The sequence below is a fragment of the Kouleothrix sp. genome, assembly GCF_046328425.1.
Lineage (GTDB): Bacteria > Chloroflexota > Chloroflexia > Chloroflexales > Roseiflexaceae > Kouleothrix.
The window spans coordinates 160617-176891 of sequence record NZ_JAXLWP010000011.1; the positions used below are offsets into that span (position 1 = coordinate 160617).

Annotated in this window: 16 protein-coding genes; 7 read left to right on the plus strand and 9 right to left on the minus strand. The window is 62.8% G+C overall.

Features of this window, described 5'->3' with window-relative positions; genetic code table 11:
• Window positions 1–29 precede the first annotated feature (29 nt).
• From U0177_RS12220 to U0177_RS12245, 6 genes are all read left to right on the plus strand, one after another.
• A complete protein-coding gene (locus U0177_RS12220) occupies window positions 30–503 on the plus strand; it encodes a type II toxin-antitoxin system RatA family toxin (RefSeq protein ID WP_409570913.1) in 474 nt (157 codons plus the stop codon).
• A 152-nt stretch (window positions 504–655) separates the two neighbouring features.
• On the plus strand, window positions 656–1054 hold the full coding sequence (locus U0177_RS12225; protein WP_409570914.1) for a hypothetical protein: 399 nt from the start codon (window positions 656–658) through the stop codon (window positions 1052–1054).
• Window positions 1055–1258: 204 nt separating this feature from the next.
• Window positions 1259–2092: a bifunctional DNA-formamidopyrimidine glycosylase/DNA-(apurinic or apyrimidinic site) lyase gene (gene mutM / locus U0177_RS12230; protein ID WP_409570915.1), complete on the plus strand. Its 834-nt coding sequence runs from the start codon at window positions 1259–1261 to the stop codon at window positions 2090–2092.
• 212 nt (window positions 2093–2304) lie between these two features.
• Window positions 2305–2742: a chorismate mutase gene (gene aroH / locus U0177_RS12235; protein ID WP_409570916.1), complete on the plus strand. Its 438-nt coding sequence runs from the start codon at window positions 2305–2307 to the stop codon at window positions 2740–2742.
• A 258-nt stretch (window positions 2743–3000) separates the two neighbouring features.
• A complete protein-coding gene (gene aroF, locus U0177_RS12240; RefSeq protein WP_409570917.1) occupies window positions 3001–4026 on the plus strand; it encodes a 3-deoxy-7-phosphoheptulonate synthase in 1026 nt (341 codons plus the stop codon).
• Between the two features lie 498 nt (window positions 4027–4524).
• Window positions 4525–6672, plus strand: a complete 2148-nt coding sequence (locus tag U0177_RS12245; protein ID WP_409570918.1) for a PPC domain-containing protein — start codon at window positions 4525–4527, stop codon at window positions 6670–6672.
• 69 nt (window positions 6673–6741) lie between these two features.
• Here the strand turns inward: U0177_RS12245 and U0177_RS12250 are convergent, their stop codons facing one another.
• The 3 genes from U0177_RS12250 to U0177_RS12260 all read right to left on the minus strand — a co-directional run bounded on the left by U0177_RS12250 (window position 6742) and on the right by U0177_RS12260 (window position 7376).
• Window positions 6742–6897: a Flp family type IVb pilin gene (locus tag U0177_RS12250; RefSeq protein ID WP_409570958.1), complete on the minus strand. Its 156-nt coding sequence runs from the start codon at window positions 6895–6897 to the stop codon at window positions 6742–6744.
• Window positions 6898–6978: 81 nt separating this feature from the next.
• Complete coding sequence (locus tag U0177_RS12255; RefSeq protein WP_409570919.1) at window positions 6979–7134, minus strand: Flp family type IVb pilin; 156 nt, start codon at window positions 7132–7134, stop codon at window positions 6979–6981.
• 86 nt (window positions 7135–7220) lie between these two features.
• Window positions 7221–7376: a Flp family type IVb pilin gene (locus tag U0177_RS12260; protein ID WP_409570920.1), complete on the minus strand. Its 156-nt coding sequence runs from the start codon at window positions 7374–7376 to the stop codon at window positions 7221–7223.
• A gap of 500 nt (window positions 7377–7876) precedes the next feature.
• Between U0177_RS12260 and U0177_RS12265 the strand changes: the two genes are divergently transcribed.
• Window positions 7877–9094, plus strand: a complete 1218-nt coding sequence (locus U0177_RS12265; protein WP_409570921.1) for a hypothetical protein — start codon at window positions 7877–7879, stop codon at window positions 9092–9094.
• Window positions 9095–9100: 6 nt separating this feature from the next.
• Here U0177_RS12265 and U0177_RS12270 read toward each other — a convergent pair whose 3' ends face one another.
• The 6 genes from U0177_RS12270 to U0177_RS12295 all read right to left on the minus strand — a co-directional run bounded on the left by U0177_RS12270 (window position 9101) and on the right by U0177_RS12295 (window position 16238).
• On the minus strand, window positions 9101–10255 hold the full coding sequence (locus U0177_RS12270; RefSeq protein ID WP_409570922.1) for a carboxylate-amine ligase: 1155 nt from the start codon (window positions 10253–10255) through the stop codon (window positions 9101–9103).
• A 78-nt stretch (window positions 10256–10333) separates the two neighbouring features.
• Window positions 10334–11704 (minus strand): circularly permuted type 2 ATP-grasp protein, encoded by a 1371-nt coding sequence (locus U0177_RS12275; RefSeq protein ID WP_409570923.1) that lies wholly within the window; start codon window positions 11702–11704, stop codon window positions 10334–10336.
• 74 nt (window positions 11705–11778) lie between these two features.
• Window positions 11779–12738 (minus strand): RimK family alpha-L-glutamate ligase, encoded by a 960-nt coding sequence (locus U0177_RS12280; protein ID WP_409570924.1) that lies wholly within the window; start codon window positions 12736–12738, stop codon window positions 11779–11781.
• 76 nt (window positions 12739–12814) lie between these two features.
• Entirely contained in the window at window positions 12815–13507 is a 693-nt protein-coding gene (locus U0177_RS12285) for a dienelactone hydrolase family protein (protein ID WP_409570925.1), read from the minus strand.
• Between the two features lie 265 nt (window positions 13508–13772).
• Window positions 13773–15443, minus strand: a complete 1671-nt coding sequence (locus U0177_RS12290) for an AMP-binding protein (RefSeq protein WP_409570926.1) — start codon at window positions 15441–15443, stop codon at window positions 13773–13775.
• Window positions 15444–15518: 75 nt separating this feature from the next.
• On the minus strand, window positions 15519–16238 hold the full coding sequence (locus U0177_RS12295; protein ID WP_409570927.1) for an esterase family protein: 720 nt from the start codon (window positions 16236–16238) through the stop codon (window positions 15519–15521).
• Between the last annotated feature and the right edge of the window lie 37 nt (window positions 16239–16275).

Consider the following 16275-nt stretch of genomic DNA (forward strand, 5'->3'; position numbering starts at 1 on the left):
TGACACGAACTTACCACGGAGCGATTATCATGCCAACCTTTGAGCAAAGCATCATCATCAGCGCCGAGCCAATGGCACTGTTCCGCCTGACGCAGGACTACGACCACCGCCTCGATTGGGATCCATTCCTGAAGGAGGCCCGGCTGGTCGGCGGCGCGAACGCTGCCGGCCTGGGCGTGCGCGCCTTGTGCGTCGCGCGCAACGGCATGGCCATGGAAACCGAGTACGTCTCGTTCAAGCCGCCCAAGGTCGTGGCGGTAAAGATGACGCGCGGCCCGGCGCTGATCTCGGCGTTCGCCGGATCGTGGCGCTTTCAGCCGCACGCCGAGGCCACGACGCGGGTCATTTTTCGCTACCATATCGCCGCCAACCCGCCGTGGCTCGGCTTTGTGCTCGACCCAATCCTCAAGCGCGTGTTCGCCCACGACGTCTTGAAGCGCCTCGTCGCATTGAAACATACCGCCGAGCAGACCGATCTGCTGCTGCGGTTGGCCTACGCCTGACGAGCTGTAGTTGGCTGAAAGTGAAGATTCCTCCACCTTGATCGGGAGATCCTCCTCTTTTCTCCTCATGGGTCGCTTGCTATACTCTGCTCAATATCTTTGCATTAGATGGCCAGGTCACGTGCATCCGGCTGCGATCAATGAGGACCGCTATGTATGCCAACTACGAGCACCTAATCGCTCCAAGGCTGATCGACTCGCGGCTGAAGCTCCACCTGCTGCTTCAGTTCCTGATCCACCCTGGTCTGGCCGCCACTGCAACAACCCTCGGCGAGCGCGTGCGCGAAAACCCCTGGGCGCTCGCCGAGGCGCTGGAGGAGCTCGCCGACGCCGGGCTGCTGGCCTCGCACGGCGGCGATACTGCGATCTACCAGCTGGGCGAGCGGCCCGAGTTTCTGCTCCCGGTCAGCTTGCTGGCCGAAGCGTTCAACGACCCATTTCGGCGTGAAGCAATCTACGCGCTGGTGAAAGAGGCCCACCACGAGCGCCAATTTCGCCACTACTTCGCCGAGCAGCGCGCGATCGGGCTGGCCGGCCTGGTGATCGCCTGAACAGTTTCTTCCCTCTTGCGGTAGAATACAGCTCTGTCACGGTTGCCGAGGCCGGCGCGCAAGCTCGCGCCGGCCGCCGCCTCTGCATGACGCACCCGGGAGGCTTCGGGGCGATTGCACCGCCGTGCGCGCTTGCTATCTTTTGTGCCCTGATGCTCGCGCGAGGCGCCGGCATCAGGGCTGCACGCAAGGGAACTAACCGCAATGCCCGAGCTGCCCGAAGTCGAACACGCCGCCCGTAGCCTGGGCGAGCAGATCGTTGGCCGCACGATCGTCGCCGTCACGCGCCTCGACTGGGAGCGCATGGTCGAGACGCCGGCGGTCGATCAGTTTCTCGATCTGATCCAGGGCCGCGTGGTGCGCGCGGCTGGCCGCCGCGCCAAGTGGATCGTGCTGACGCTCGACGACGGCTGGTCGCTCGCGCTGCACCTGCGTATGTCCGGCTCGCTGACGGTGCACGGCCCCGCGGCCGAACCCGACGCCTACACCCACCTCGTGCTGCTGCTCGACGATGGCCGCCAGGTATTTTTCCACGATACGCGCAAGTTCGGCCGGGCGCGCCTGCTCGATGCTGCAGGCCTTGCCGCGCTCGACAGCGCCCACGGCGTCGAGCCGCTCACCGACGCCTTCACCCCCGAGCTGCTGGCTGCGCTGCTGCGCCGCTACAACGCCCGCATCAAGCCGCTGCTGCTCAATGGGCGCCTGATCGCCGGGATCGGCAATATCTACGCCGACGAAGCGCTTTGGAATGCGCAGATCCACCCGCTGCGGCAGAGCGCCAGCCTTTCCGACGAAGAGGTGGCACGCCTGCATTCAGGCATTCGCCTGGCGCTGCTCCAGGGCCTCGAGCACGGCGGCAGCACCTTGCGCGATTACCGCAACGGCTACGGCGTAGCCGGCAGCAACCAGAACCACTTCAAGGTCTACGGCCGCGCTGGCGCGCCATGCCCGCGCTGCGGCACGCCGATCGAGAAGATCGTGGTGGCCCAGCGCGGTACGCACCTTTGCCCATACTGCCAACCAATCGCAGTTGACTGATACGGCGTTCGCTGGTATACTCTGCGCGTATTCAACGGCGGCGGAGCATCCTCATGCCTGGTCGTAATCACAGCTTTTATTTTAGCTTTTATTACTTTACCGGCCGAAAGGACTGGTTGCTTCGCGTTGAGTAGAGACTAGAGCTATCGAACTCAAACAGGCGTGGAGCAACTGGCTCCACGCCTTTTCTGTGTCGTGAAGTGGAGGAAACGATGACCTACGCCTGCCGGGGCGTCCGTGGCGCCACCACCGCCGAGTCGAACACGCGCGACGACATCCTCGCGGCCACCCGCGAGATGCTCGAGCTAATGATCGCCGAAAACAGCATTCACACCGAAGACATCGCCAGCGTGATCTTTAGCACCACGCCCGATCTCAACGCCGAGTTCCCGGCTCTGGCCGCACGCCAGCTCGGCTGGCTCGACACCGCGCTGCTCTGCACGCACGAGATGGCGGTTCCCGGCAGCCTCGGCCGCTGCATTCGCGTGCTGATTCACTGGAATACGACGCGCAGCGCCGCCGAGATCCGCCATGTCTACATTCACGGCGCCCGTAACTTACGCCCCGAGCGCGCCAGCACGCTTGCGGCAGCCCGCCCGGCCGACGCGCACGCCGAGGCGCGCGACCATATCGCGGCACCATCAAGCTGAGCGTAGCAAACGCGCTCAGCTTTTTCATACCTAGAACTTACGCAGTTGCGTTGTTCGGCTTCTCGAAGCGGTGCATTCGCCTGCGGCAGCCTGGTACTTGCCGATCATTTTGTGTGCGGTTTTCCCCGCTCCACGCGGAAAACCGCACACCTCAAGAGCTAAAGTACCGCTCTGCGACAGGCTGAGGGCGCCAGCTGCGCAAGTCCTAATACCATCGGCATTCACGAGAAAGTTAATCACACAAAGGAGAACCTAACAATGATCGTCATCATGCGCGCCACTGCCACCGAGGGCAACATCGACACAATCCTGCAGCGCCTGAAAGAGCACCAGCTGCAGGGCCGCCTGATCCGCGGCGAAGAGCGTACCATCATCGGCGTGGTGGGCGCCGCCATCCCGCCAACCCTGCAAGAAGAGATCGAGCGCTTCGAGGGCGTGCAGGAGACCGCGCGCATCACCCGGCCCTACAAGCTCGCCGCGCGCGAGTTCCACCCGCACGACACCGTCGTCGACGTGCGCGGCGTCAAGGTCGGCGATGGATCGTGCGTGGTGATCGCCGGGCCGTGCGCGGTCGAGAGCGAAGAGCAGATCATGCACACCGCGCGCGCCGCCCGCGAGGCTGGGGCGAACATGCTGCGCGGCGGCGCCTTCAAACCGCGCTCGTCGCCCTACACCTTCCGCGGTATGGGCGAAGAGGCGCTGCAGCTCATGGCCAAGGCCCGCGCCGAAACCGGCCTGCCGATCGTCACCGAGGTGATGACGCCCACCGACGTGGCGCTGGTGGCGCGCTACGCCGACGTGCTGCAGATCGGCGCGCGCAACATGCAGAACTACCAGCTGCTTGAAGAGGTTGGCCGTACCGGCATGCCCGTGCTGCTCAAACGCGGGCTCTCGGCTACGATCGAAGAGTGGCTGCTGAGCGCCGAGTATGTGATCGCTCAGGGTAACCCCAACGTCATCCTGTGCGAGCGCGGCATTCGCACGTTCGAGACGGCCACGCGCAACACCATGGATCTGAATGCCGTGGCGCTGGCCAAGCGCCGCTCGCACCTGCCGGTGATCGCCGACCCAAGCCACGGCACCGGCAAGTGGTACCTGGTGCCGCCGCTGGCGCTGGCATCGGTCGCGGCCGGCGCCGACGGCCTGATCATGGAGATCCATCCCGACCCCGACCGCGCTCGGAGCGATGGCGGCCAGTCGCTGACTCTCGAAAACTTCGCCGCGCTTATGCCGCGCGTCGCCGCCGTGGCCGGCGCGCTGGGCCGCCGCATGGCCGAACATTAATAAGGCTTACGCAGCTGCGCTGTTCGGCATCTTAATGCCGCACTCTCGCCTGCAGCAGCTACGTTTGTGTGCGATTTTTCCGCGCTGAGCGCGGAAAAATCGCACACAGACTCAGGGATGATACCCAGAAGATCGCGCGAATCACTACCTTCTAGGTAAAAGGGGTAAATCTCAACGCAAAACTTCTTGACGCAAGGGCCCCATCTGCTATAATGCGGCTGCCTGGCCGTTCGCTACGCAGGAGCATATCTTGTGATTCGATCACGCTCACAAACGCGCAATCTTGCCATTGCGGGGTTAATTACTGCACTTATTGTAGCTTATTCATTTCACACGAGTTATGTTGTAGCCGCGTCTTTAGCTGAAATTAGACAACTTGCCCCCATTCCAGCTTCGGGCAATCCGGGCGATGTCATCACCGTTAATTTCGAGTTGCAAAATAATAATCCTGCCACTGGGTATAACTTCACTATTTCGCTTTCAAGCCTACCTTCAGGTGTGACAAATTCAAATCCCGGAACAATCGTCTTAGCAAACGCAACGGCAACCGTTTCGCCAACGGCAAGCTTCAATGTTCAGCTGATTACGCCTTCGACGATCGCACCAGGCACTTACAATGCGCTTATCACTGCTGGTGGCAGCGCTACTACCAGCGGCAACTCAAATATTACAATTTCCTCGGCATTTCAGTTTAAGATCAATGGCACACCACCAACTGCTACGGCTACCGCTACGGCTACCACCGGCCCAGCCGCCACCGCCACCGCTACGCCCGTCGGCTGCCCCGACACGCCCGACCCTGGCGGCGACATCAGCAGCGCTCGGCAGCTGCTGATCGACAGCCCCGAGCGCCACGGCATCTGCAACACCGGCGACGAAGACTGGTTCAAGTTCGGCGCGGTGGGCGGCAAGGTCTACACGATCGACATCCTGCGCATGAACGCGGGCCTCGATCTGTCGCTCGAATTGTTCGATGCCAACGGCAACCGCCTGACATTCAACGACGATTATTCGTTCCGGCCACCCACCACGCCCGCGAGCGGCGATGTCGGCTCGGGCGGCGCGTCCGACCCGCGCCCGCAGATCCACTCGTGGCGCGCGCCGCAGGATGGCCTGTACTACATCCGCGTACGCGATACGCTCAATCTCGGCGGCGGCGGGCGCTCGTACACGATCGTGATCAACTCCGAGAGCTACGGCCCAACCCCCGCCCAGATCACCGAGATCTGCCGCGATATGTTCGAGGAAGACGGTCTGCCCGAGCAGGCGCGCCTGATCACTTCGAACGAGATCCAGCGCGATCACGTGCTCTGCCCCACCGGCGACGCCGATTGGGTCAAGTTCTTCGGCCTGAAGGGCAAAACCTACTATATCTACACCGACACACGTACCAAGGGCGCGGGTGCGCAGTCCAACACTGAGGCCGGCGCCGATACGGTGATCTACCTGGCCGATCGCGATGGCGTCTCAATCATCGACTACAACGACGATATCGGCCGCGATCAGGAGTCGAAGGATTTAGGCGATCAGACCGCGCCCTCGCTTGATTCGGCTATTCGCTTCGAGCCATCGGCCGACGGTTTCTACTACCTGCAGGTGAAGAATGTCGGCGATATCGGCAACCAGTTTATCAAGTACGACCTGACGCTCAAGCTGTGCCTGCCCGGCCAGGAGTGCCGGCGCGACAGCGTGGCCACCGCGCCCCAGCCGACATTCGCGCCAACGACGACGCCGACCGCGGGCGCAGCACCTACGGCAACGCCCTCGCCATCGCCAACATCCAGCAGCAATACGAATAGCTTCCTCCAAAGCTCGTTCAAGCCCGGCCCTATGGTGAATGGCCCGCTGCACGGCTTCGCCGACCCCGCCTTTAATCGTGTCTGGCAGCGCACCGACAGGCCCATCGCCGAGCAGCGTGCCGCGCGCAGCTGGATCTGGGGGCCGCGTGGCCTGATGGCCCGCACCGAGGGCTACATCCAGTCGGCCAGCGGGCTGCGCCAGGTCCAGTACTTCGATAAAGGGCGCATGGAAGTGAACAACCCGCGCGGCGACCGAAACAGCCGCTGGTTTGTCACTACCGGCCTGCTCGTCGTCGAGCTGATAACCGGGCGTACGCAGATTGGCGACAGCCAGTTCGTGCAGCACAACCCCGCCGATATCCCAATCGCCGGTGACCCGGGCGACCCGAACGCGCCAACGTACGGCAGCTTTGGCGGTGTCACGGGGCAGCAACCCGGCGACCACACCGGCCAGGTTCCGGCCGAGACGATTAACCGCGCGGGCCAGGTGGGCAATTACACCGGCCCGCAGCGCCCCGAAACCCGGCTGGCGCACTTCGTGGCCGAAAGCGGGCACAACATACCACAAGTATTCTGGGATTACCTCAACGCCAGCGGGCTGGTGTACGACAGCAATCGCTACCACACCGACACAATGCTCGACTGGGTCTTTACGCTTGGCTACCCGATCAGCGAGCCATACTGGGCGCGCATTAAAGTCGGCGGCGTCGAACACGACGTACTTATGCAAACATTCCAGCGCCGCGTACTCACCTACTCGCCCGACAACCCCAGCGGCTGGCAAGTCGAGATGGGCAATGTCGGCCGGCACTATTACGCCTGGCGCTACGGCGAAGAGCTTCCATAAGCCTGCTTGCCAGAGCACCACAAAGCCCCGCGGTTACCGCGGGGCTTTGTGGTGCTATGCTAAGGAAAACTAGCGGAAGCTACTGTTGAGCGAGCTGAATACCTGGCTTACCTTGCCGCCGAGCAGCGTCAGAATACCAATCACAACAATGGCGATGAGCACCAGGATCAGCGCGTACTCGACCAGGCCCTGGCCGTCTTCCTTGGCGAAGAAGCTGCGTATCATCGCCAAAGACCTTTCTTCAAGGAGCCTACATACGAGCATACCCCGCCAGGCGATGGTCGAGCCGGCTGGGCGAGCGATATGCTACCCCATGCTACTGTTGATCGAGCTGAACACCTGGCTTACCTTGCCGCCAAGCAGCGACAGAATACCAATCACAACAATGGCGATGAGCACCAGGATCAGCGCATACTCAACCAGGCCCTGGCCCTCTTCCTTGGCAAAAAAACTGCGAAGCATTGGTGAAGCCTTTCTGATGAAGGGGTGTAGTGGTAAAACGAGGGCGCCTCGTGGATGAGGCGCCCATGCGAACATCAGCCGAAAGCTTAGCCCAGGCCACTATTGATCGAGCTGAACACTTGGCTGACCTTGCCGCCGAGCAGCGTCAGGATACCAATCACAACGATGGCGATGAGCACCAGGATCAGCGCGTACTCGACCAGACCCTGGCCCTCTTCCTTGGCGAAAAAGCTACGTAGCATTGTGTGACGTCCCCTTTCAACTTGGATGAATGAGTGCGATGTAGAACGTTTCTACACCTGTATCATCGCATGCTTCGCGCAATGTAGCAATGGCTCATTAGTACTCTTAGCGCAAAGTACTCTTGGCGTAGCACGAGCATTACTTTTTCGTAGAAGCAGTTTGAAAAGGCCATTTGGAGGATGGGGGTTCGGGGCGCGCTGCCCTGAAATTTCTGTTTGATACCAAATCCGGCTGATCGCTTGGATTATGGTGGGGTTCGGGGCGGCTTCGCCGCCCCGAAATTTCTTTTCTGGTGCGCCCGGCAAAGCCGGACGCCGCACCAGAAAACATAAGTAATCAAACGGAGTTGGTATGAGAAGCCCTATCCGGCGAAGCCGGATAGGGCTTCTCAAACAGAAAGCGATCAAACGGAGTTGGTACTATTTTGGCAGCGCATTGCTGTTGGCAATTTTTCGTGGTAAAGTGTACAAACTGGCTTCTACGATCGAAGATCCCGACTATGCAACGCTCGTTTCGCCCTACCGGCCCACTCATGCAACCAAGCTCGGAGCTGCAGTCGGGCAGCTTGCTGCGGCGCCTCCGCGACGATCCGCAAGATTCAATCAACCGTATCGCCGGCGAGATCGGGCCGCGCCGCGCGACTTCGCTGGCCGAGGCGCAGACGGCCGCCTATATCGACGGGCGCCTACGCAGAGCCGGGCTGCGCGTCTCGGCCGAGGCATTTCGTGCGCCTACCGGCATTGGCTGGGATGGCTGGCTGACTACGGTGCTGGCCTGGCTAAGCGCGCTGCTGTACTACTGGCTGCCGATTCCGTCTCTGGCGCTGGCCTGCTGGAATCTCGGCGCAGCGCTGGTGGGGCTATGGCGGCCGGCGGCGCCGCTGCTGCAGCGCAAGCGGCCGAGCCAGAACGTAATAGCGACGCGCGCGCTCAACAGCGTGCCGCGCTGGCGTGTTGTGCTGCTTGCGCCGCTAGATGCGCCGCCGGCCAGCGGGCGGCTGGCGCGCGCGTTGACGGCGGGAGGGCGGCTGCTGAGCGGCCGCGGGATCGCCTGCGGCCTGATTGCGCTGCTGGGAGCTGGCGCGTTCTTCGGGCCGATCGAGCTGCGGCGCGCGCTGTGGTATCTGCAGTTTGCGCCAGCATGCTACCTGCTGCTCGCCAGCGCGTTAGAATTGCAGCTCGCCAGGGCGCCGGCCACCGCAGGCGCGGCCAACCACGCTGCCGCACTGGCGGCGCTGCTGCAAAGCGTCGATATGCTCGCGGCGCTGAAGCAGACCGAGCTATGGGCCGTGGCACTTGGCGCGCACGATAGCGGCGCGGGGCTGGCCGATTTGATGCGGCGCTACCCGTTCGATTCGAGTACCATGTTTGTAGCCCTGGAGTCGCTGGGCAGTGGCAGGCTGAGCTACGTGACGCGTGACGGCGTGCTGCCACAAGTGCACGCCGACCCGCTGCTGCTGCGGTTGGTAGCCGAGGCCGAGGCCGCCGACCCGCTGATCGACGCCGAGCCACGGCGATACACCAGCGAGCCAGCGCTCGCGCGCCCGCTACGCCGAGCGGGCAAGCGCACCCTGACGCTGATCGGGGTTGACGGCGATGGCAACCCAGCGCTCCGCGGCAGCCCCCACGATACGCCCGATCAGGTCGACGAGCAAGCGCTCGACCGTGCCATCCGCCTGGTGGTTGGCCTGGTGAAGAAGATCGACGAGCAGCAGTAGCGTCTTCTACATGCCGTGGTGCGCCAGATCGACCACCGGCACAGACTCCATGGTCTCGGCGATCAGGTTATCGACCACCGCCTTCAGATCGTTGGTGTCTTTAAACACGCGCAGCTGCCGATCAGCGCTGCTGCCCTGCTCGCACATCGTCAGCAGGTATTCCACGTCCTTGCGGCTGCCCAGCTCGTCGACCACGTCATCGACAAAGGCGACCATCTCGTGCACCAGTGCCTTGGCTTCAACCTCGGTGCGCTTGCCAAAGTCGATCAGCTTGCCGTCGAGGCCGTAGCGCTGGGCGCGCCACTTGTTCTCGTTGATCAGCGCGCGGCGATACACCCGGAAGGTGGTGTTCTGCTCGAACATGCGGTAGAACTTGACGATAAACGCCTGCATAATTGCCGCCAGCGCGATGCACTCGTCGACTTTGGTTGCAATATCGCAGACACGAAATTCGAGCGTGCCGAACACCGGGTGCGGGCGCAGATCCCACCAGATCTTCTTGCCGTTGTCGATGCTGCGCGTGCTGATCAGCAGATTGATGTAATTTTGGAACTCGCTGGCCGAGTGAAACGACGGCGGGATACCGGTGCGCGGGAAGTTCGAGAAGATCGAGGCGCGGTAGGATTTAAAGCCGGTGTTACGCCCCATCCAGAACGGCGACGACGACGACAGCGCCAGCAGGTGCGGCAGGATGTAGCGCGCCACATTCATCAGCTCGATCGCGACTTCGTCGTTGGGCATTCCGACATGTACGTGCATGCCGAAGATCAGCAGCTGCAAGGCAAGCTGCTGCATCTCTTCGACTACCCCTTTGTAGCGCTCGAACGGCGTGATCTCCTGGTTCATCCACGACGAAATCGGGTGGGTGCCGGCCGCCACGATCTTGAGATTGTGCACCGCCGCGAGGCTGGCGATCGTGCCGCGCAGCTTCAGCACCTCGGCGCGCGCCTCGGCGACTGTGCGGCAGGGGTTGGTGCCGACCTCGACGATGCTCTGGTGCATCTCGGGCTTGATCTGCTCGCGCAGGATTGTCTGGCCGCGATCGAGGATCTGGGTGATATACGAGCGCAGCTCGCGCGTCTCGGGGTCGACAACCTGATACTCTTCTTCGATGCCGATGGTGAACGGGAAGTCGGGCGACATGGGGTCGTACATACTCATGGGAGCACCTTTCCAATTGCAACGTGCAGCGCACAGATCGGCTCGCGGGCTTTGCAGGCTGCAGGTTGCAATTTCGGATTAGCGGGTTTTTTCGGCAATAACAAAAGCGGGCACCGTCGAGCCGCCGCCGGCTGTCACATTCAGCAGTGTCACTGTCGAAAGCCGGCACAGGCTGCCGCTCACCTCAGTTCCAAACAGAAACGGGTCGGTATCGACCAGGCGGCGGCCGATATGCAGCGCGCCGTCGATCATGGCGGGGTAGTCTTCGTAGGCAATCTCGACGCGCTCCTGCAGCACGAACGGGCTCTGCAGGGCTTCGGCCAGCGCCTGTGCCCATGCGGCAGCGTCAGTCTCCCAGCCGATCACGATCCCCTTGCCACCGTACTCGTCGTTAGGCTTGAGCAGCAGGCGCTCCTGGTTCTTGCGCGCAAATTCAAGCAGGTCGATCGCCTCGCCCTGGTAGGTGCTGGCGCCCGGCCGCACGAGCCGCGTCCAGGGCACGTGGCGGGCAATCGCGGCGCGCTCGCTTTCGCTGAAATGCTGCTGGTGCGCGTCGTCGGTGAGCAGTGCGAAAATGCTTTTTTTATGCAGCAGCTTGGCGCGAAACGAGTTGACCATGCACACGCTGCCAGCGGCGTAGGCTTGCACCAGTGGATGCTCGAACACGGCATCGCCATAGCGCATCAGGAACTCGCTGGTAAGCACGCGCTTATACACCAAGTCGATCTGGGCGGTACCTTCGGCGGTATCGGCGTAGAGCCGGCCGTCGGCGTAGCGCAGCTCGTCGGGCGAGCAGATCACGGCTTCGAGGTTGTGCTCGCGGAAGTACTGCTGGAACAGCAGAAACTCGGAGTGGGTCGGCAGGCCTTTCCAATCGAGGATGGCGATGGCGGGCGGGTGAGTGCCGCCGAAGGCTTCCCAGGCCTTGAGCAGCATGGCGAGCAGGTGCTGACGGGCCGGCAGCTTGGCAACCTGGTAGCTCTCGGCGAAGCGCTGCATCGCCGGCAGCTGCTCGAACACATCGGAGAGCAGATCTTCGTAGGCGATCGCGGCCGGGCTTTCGGCGTTGTACTCGACGAACTGGAGCGAGCGGCCATCGACCGTCAGAAACGTATCCATGCGCGAATGCGCGCTGGCCTCGGGGTAGCCGGGGTGCATAGCGATCAGGCGCTCTTCGGCCGGGGTAAGCGCCAGATCGGCGCGCAGAGCCACGTCTTCGAGCATAGCATCGGCCAGGCGATGCGCCGCAGCGGTGACCGTACCGCAGGCGCGCTGCACCAGCGCATACTGCTCGTGGGTAATGAAGCGTGGGCGCAGCACCGACACCAGCGGGCGCTCGCCGAAATACAGGTTGCGCGCGCGCTGCTCGGCGGTGAGCTGGGCCTGGGTCGCGCGCGCGGTATCGGCGTCGAGCAGCGCGTGGTAGTGGGAAATGGCTTGCTCAAGCATTGCCTCTGCCTCCTCGTGGCGAGATGCAAGATGACAAGATGTATACGTGTGTCATCCTGAGGCCTTTCATCTTGTCATTTTGTTGCGCTCTGGGGGCTCAGCAGCTTGCTCCAGTGCATCTCGCTCGGCACAACGCGGCCGGCCTTGGCCTTGGCGATGCACATATCGGCCATCGCCTTCACGACCCACGCGAAGTACTTATCTTTCAGCGACCAGTAGTCCATATCGGGGGCCGGGTTGGTGAAGTCGATCGCGTAGGGCACGCCATCTTTCAGCGCGAACTCGCAGGTATTCATATCGTAGCCAAGCGCGCGGCAGAGCGCAAAGGCATACTCAACGACCTTGTCGTGCTCTTCTTGCGTCAGGTAGCCGGGCTCGTCGAAGTAGCGGTGCGGGTAGGGCGCGTTGATATCGAACTTGATCACCTGGATCTCGCTCTGGCCAATCACCAGGCAGCGCACGAACTTATCCCACTGGATGAACTCCTGCAGCATCATGCACTCGGTGCCGGTCTGGTTGTAGGCCTCCCAGAGCTGCTCGATGGAGTGCACTTTATACACATTTTTGAAGCCGCCGCCCCAGGCGGGCTTGAGGATCAGCGGAAAGCCGCCAACATAGTCGACGTGATCTTCCCAGGGGATGCGGTCGACGAGGTTGCGCAGCGACTCGTGGTGTACGATGCCTTCGATATACGAGTGCGTGGGCAGCGCAACGCTTTTAGGGTGCGGCACGCCCAGGTAGGTGGCAATGCTGGCGCCGGTAAACTTATCGTCGGCGCTCCACCAGAACGGGTTGTTCACAATAACCGTGCCGCTCATCATAGCGGTCTTGAGGAAGGCGCGATAGTAGGGCACCTCGTGCGAGATCCGGTCGACGATCACGTCATACTCGCACGTCTCGGCCATGCGCGTGCCGCCGAGCTTCACAAACTCGGCCGTGACACCCTCGTTGCGGCGGTTGACTTCTTCGATGAACGCGCCCGGCCAGGTGTTCTCGCGGCCGACCATGATGCCGATTTTTTTCGTCAAGGTCATTCTCCTCGGTATGTGTAGAACCTACGCAGTTGGCGCGCTCAGCCTTCGGCACATCGCTCCTTCAGATGCAGCTTGCCTACTGCTTGCTGGAAATATGTTCGCCAAAAAAGGCCATCACCCGCTGCCACGAATCTTGCGCGGCTTCGGGGTTGTGGTTGCGCCCGCCGTTGAAGAACGAGTGGCCGGCGGCGGGGTAGATCTTGATATCGTGGGCAACGCCGTGCTTATCGAGCTCGGCCTCGAGCGCGCTGCCGGCCTTGGCGGTGAAATCGCGCTCGGGGTACGAGCCGACCACCGGGCAGGCGCGGGCGACAGCCGCGACCGGGCGCGGGTTCATGGCGTAGTAGGGCGCAATCGCCTTGAGCCGGCCATCGCTGCAGGCCAGCGCGATCGCCAGGCTGCCGCCCATGCAGTAGCCCACCGCGCCGATGCGGGCGGTATCGACGCCGGGCAGGCGCTCCAGGAACGTCAGCGCGTCCTTGAGATCGCGCACGCCGGCGTGGTCGAGCGAGTTGCGCAGCATGCCGGCGAACAGCCGGGCCATGCACAGGAACTGGCTGCGCCCGCTGAACAGATCGACGGCGAGCGCGACATAGCCAGCGCCTGCGAAGCGCCGGGTAATTGCGCGAATATCGTCGTTGAGGCCGAATGCCTCGTGGATCACCACCAGCGCCGGAAACGGCCCATCGCCATCGGGCCGCGCCAGGTAGCCCTGTAGCTGCGGCATGCTCTGGGCAGGGAATGTGATCGCCTCGCCGGTTATGGTCATTGTCGTCCCTTATGAGCTAGAGCAGAGCGTAAAGCGGCGGTTCTTCATTATGGTATAGCCTGCGGCAGCACGGTACTTTGTGTTCATCGTGCGTCCATTTTCCGCGCTGCGCGAGGAAAATGAACACATCCAATCTGCCGAAGGCCGAGCACGCCAACGCGGAAAACCGCGCACCTATCTGCCGAAGGCCGAGCACACCAACGCGGAAAAGCGCGCACTCAAGATAGCTGCCGCAGGCTGTAGGTTCCTGCCGGCCATCGGCAGGCTACGCCATCGCGACACGCGCGGCCTCGTGCAGATCCAGCTCGTCGACAGCCGACTCGCGCATTTTATACTTCTGGATCTTGCCAGTGACGGTCATCGGGAAATCGTTGACGAACTTGACGTAGCGCGGCACCTTGTAGTAGGCGATCCGGTCGCGGCAGAACGCGCGGATCTCCTCGGCGTCGGCCGCCTCGCCCTCCTTGAGCTTGACCCAGGCCATCACCTCTTCGCCATACTTCATGTCGGGCACGCCCACCACCTGCACATCGGCGATCTTCGGGTGGGTATACAGAAACTCTTCGATCTCGCGCGGGTAGATATTCTCGCCGCCGCGGATGATCATGTCTTTCAGGCGGCCGGTGATCTTGCAGTAGCCGCGCTCGTCCATCGTCGCAAGGTCGCCGGTGTGCAGCCAGCCCTCGGCATCGATCGCCTTGGCGGTGGCCTCGGGCATGTTGTAGTAGCCTTTCATGACGATAAAGCCGCGGGTGCACAGCTCGCCCTGCTGGCCGGGCGGAAGCTCGGCGCCGCTCTCGGGGTCGACGATCTTGACCTCGACATTCGGCAGCGCGCGGCCGACGGTGCTCACGCGCAGCTCGATCGGGTCGTCGACGCGCGTCTGGGTGATCACCGGCGACGCCTCCGTCTGGCCATAGGCAATCGTGATCTCGCCGGCGCCCATGCGCTCGACCACCTGCTTCATCACCTCGATCGGGCATGGCGAGCCGGCCATGATCCCGGTGCGCAGCGCGGGAAAGCTGAAGCTGGCGAAGTCGGGGTGCTGCAGCTCGGCGATGAACATCGTCGGCACGCCATGCAGCCCGGTGCAGCGCTCGCTCTCAACTGCGCGCAGGGTCTTCACCGGGTCGAAGTACTCGGCTGGGATGACCATGGCGGCGCCGCTGGTGACGCAGCAGAGCGTGCCGAGCACGCAGCCGAAGCAATGGTAGAACGGCACCGGGATGCATAGCCGGTCGTGCTCGGTGAAGTTCATGCACTGCGCGATATACGAGGCATCGGCAACGATATTGAAGTGTGTGAGCTGGGCGCCTTTCGGGAAGCCGGTAGTGCCCGAGGTATACTGGATGTTGATCACGTCGTCGGGGGCGCAGGCGGCCTGGCGCGCGGCCAGCTCGGCGTCGGGCACATCCGCGCCGAGCGCCGCGAGGTCGGCCCAGCGCAGCATGCCGGGCTGCGGCGCCTCGCCGATAAAGATCACGCGCTTGAGGCGCGGGAACGCCGCCGCGCGCAGATCGCCGGGAGCCGACTCGCGCAGACCGGGGATCAGCTCGTTGATCATCGCGAGGTAGTCGGAAGTCTTGAAGCGCTCGATCAGCAGCAAGGTAGCCGCGTCGGACTGCTTCAGAATATAGTCAAGCTCGTGCAGGCGATAGGAAGGATTGATCGTCACCAGCACTGCGCCAATTTTGGCGGTAGCGAACTGCGCCACGACCCACTCGGGGTAGTTGGTGGCCCAGATGCCGACGTGCTCGCCCTTCTGGATGCCAAGCGCGATCAGGCCCTTGGCGACGCGGTTGCACTCGTCGCGGAACTCGGCATAGCTATAGCGCGTGCCATGCTCGGTGTGAATCAGCGCGTCGCGCTCGCCAAAGCGCGCAGCTTGCCGGTCGAGGAGATCGCCGATCGTGATCTTCAGCAGGTCATCGGCCATTGATGCCTCCTTACAGCAGGCGGCCGGCAGCGGCAGGCGCGAGCATGCTTACTGCCAAGCTGGTGAGTGCCGACGCTAGTCGGCGCCGTTGATATAGCGCTGGATCATCTGCTGCCAGAACGGCCAATCGTGCGACCAGCCATCCCACCAGCGCATCGCGTGCCAGATGCCCTTGCTCCAGAGCGCGTCGGAGAGGGCGTGGTTGGTCCAGGCGGCGCCATCGTCGCGCCCGATCGCCATGATGATCTCGATCCGGCGCAGGTCGTTGGCGAGCTGGCCTTCCTGCAGGTGCCGCACAATGTCGATCGGATTGTGGTGATGTACCTCTTCGTCGTGGAAGCCGTCGAGGAAGCGATGGATGTCGTAGTAGCCCGAGAGGCCGAGCACGCGGTTGAAGCGCGTCGGGTAGCGCAGACCGAACATCATCGCGTGGATGGCGCCGAACGAGCAGCCGTGCAGCATGGTGAACGGGTTGGCGTTCTGCGAGCGCACGAACGGCAGCACTTCGTCGAGCACATAGCGCTCGTACTGGTCGTGCCGGTAGAGCCGGCCGCGCGGGTGCGCCCACTCGCAGTAGAAGCTCTCGGCGTCGACGCTATCGACGCAGATCAGCTGCACCCAGCCCTGGTCGAGGTGGTGCGCGAGCGCGCCGACCATGCCGCGATCTTCGTATTCGTAGAAACGCCCTTGCGAGGTTGGGAAGACGATCACCGGCGCGCCGGCGTGGCCAAATACCAGCAACTCCATGGGACGGTTGAGCGCGGGGCTATCCCAGCGGTGGTACGCGCGGTGCATGGGCCGAACCTTCTTGCTGTATGTGTCCATTGGGGTC

Coding starts and splice junctions, on each gene's coding strand:
- U0177_RS12290 (WP_409570926.1), bottom strand. CDS start 15,443: ATGGCCGATGACCTGCTGAAGATCACGATCGGCGATCTCCTCGACCGG.
- U0177_RS12270 (WP_409570922.1), bottom strand. CDS start 10,255: ATGAGTATGTACGACCCCATGTCGCCCGACTTCCCGTTCACCATCGGC.
- U0177_RS12255 (WP_409570919.1), bottom strand. CDS start 7,134: ATGCTTCGCAGTTTTTTTGCCAAGGAAGAGGGCCAGGGCCTGGTTGAG.
- U0177_RS12225 (WP_409570914.1), top strand. CDS start 656: ATGTATGCCAACTACGAGCACCTAATCGCTCCAAGGCTGATCGACTCG.
- U0177_RS12220 (WP_409570913.1), top strand. CDS start 30: ATGCCAACCTTTGAGCAAAGCATCATCATCAGCGCCGAGCCAATGGCA.
- aroF (WP_409570917.1), top strand. CDS start 3,001: ATGATCGTCATCATGCGCGCCACTGCCACCGAGGGCAACATCGACACA.
- U0177_RS12275 (WP_409570923.1), bottom strand. CDS start 11,704: ATGCTTGAGCAAGCCATTTCCCACTACCACGCGCTGCTCGACGCCGAT.
- U0177_RS12295 (WP_409570927.1), bottom strand. CDS start 16,238: ATGCACCGCGCGTACCACCGCTGGGATAGCCCCGCGCTCAACCGTCCC.
- U0177_RS12285 (WP_409570925.1), bottom strand. CDS start 13,507: ATGACCATAACCGGCGAGGCGATCACATTCCCTGCCCAGAGCATGCCG.
- U0177_RS12250 (WP_409570958.1), bottom strand. CDS start 6,897: ATGATACGCAGCTTCTTCGCCAAGGAAGACGGCCAGGGCCTGGTCGAG.
- U0177_RS12260 (WP_409570920.1), bottom strand. CDS start 7,376: ATGCTACGTAGCTTTTTCGCCAAGGAAGAGGGCCAGGGTCTGGTCGAG.
- mutM (WP_409570915.1), top strand. CDS start 1,259: ATGCCCGAGCTGCCCGAAGTCGAACACGCCGCCCGTAGCCTGGGCGAG.
- aroH (WP_409570916.1), top strand. CDS start 2,305: ATGACCTACGCCTGCCGGGGCGTCCGTGGCGCCACCACCGCCGAGTCG.
- U0177_RS12280 (WP_409570924.1), bottom strand. CDS start 12,738: ATGACCTTGACGAAAAAAATCGGCATCATGGTCGGCCGCGAGAACACC.
- U0177_RS12265 (WP_409570921.1), top strand. CDS start 7,877: ATGCAACGCTCGTTTCGCCCTACCGGCCCACTCATGCAACCAAGCTCG.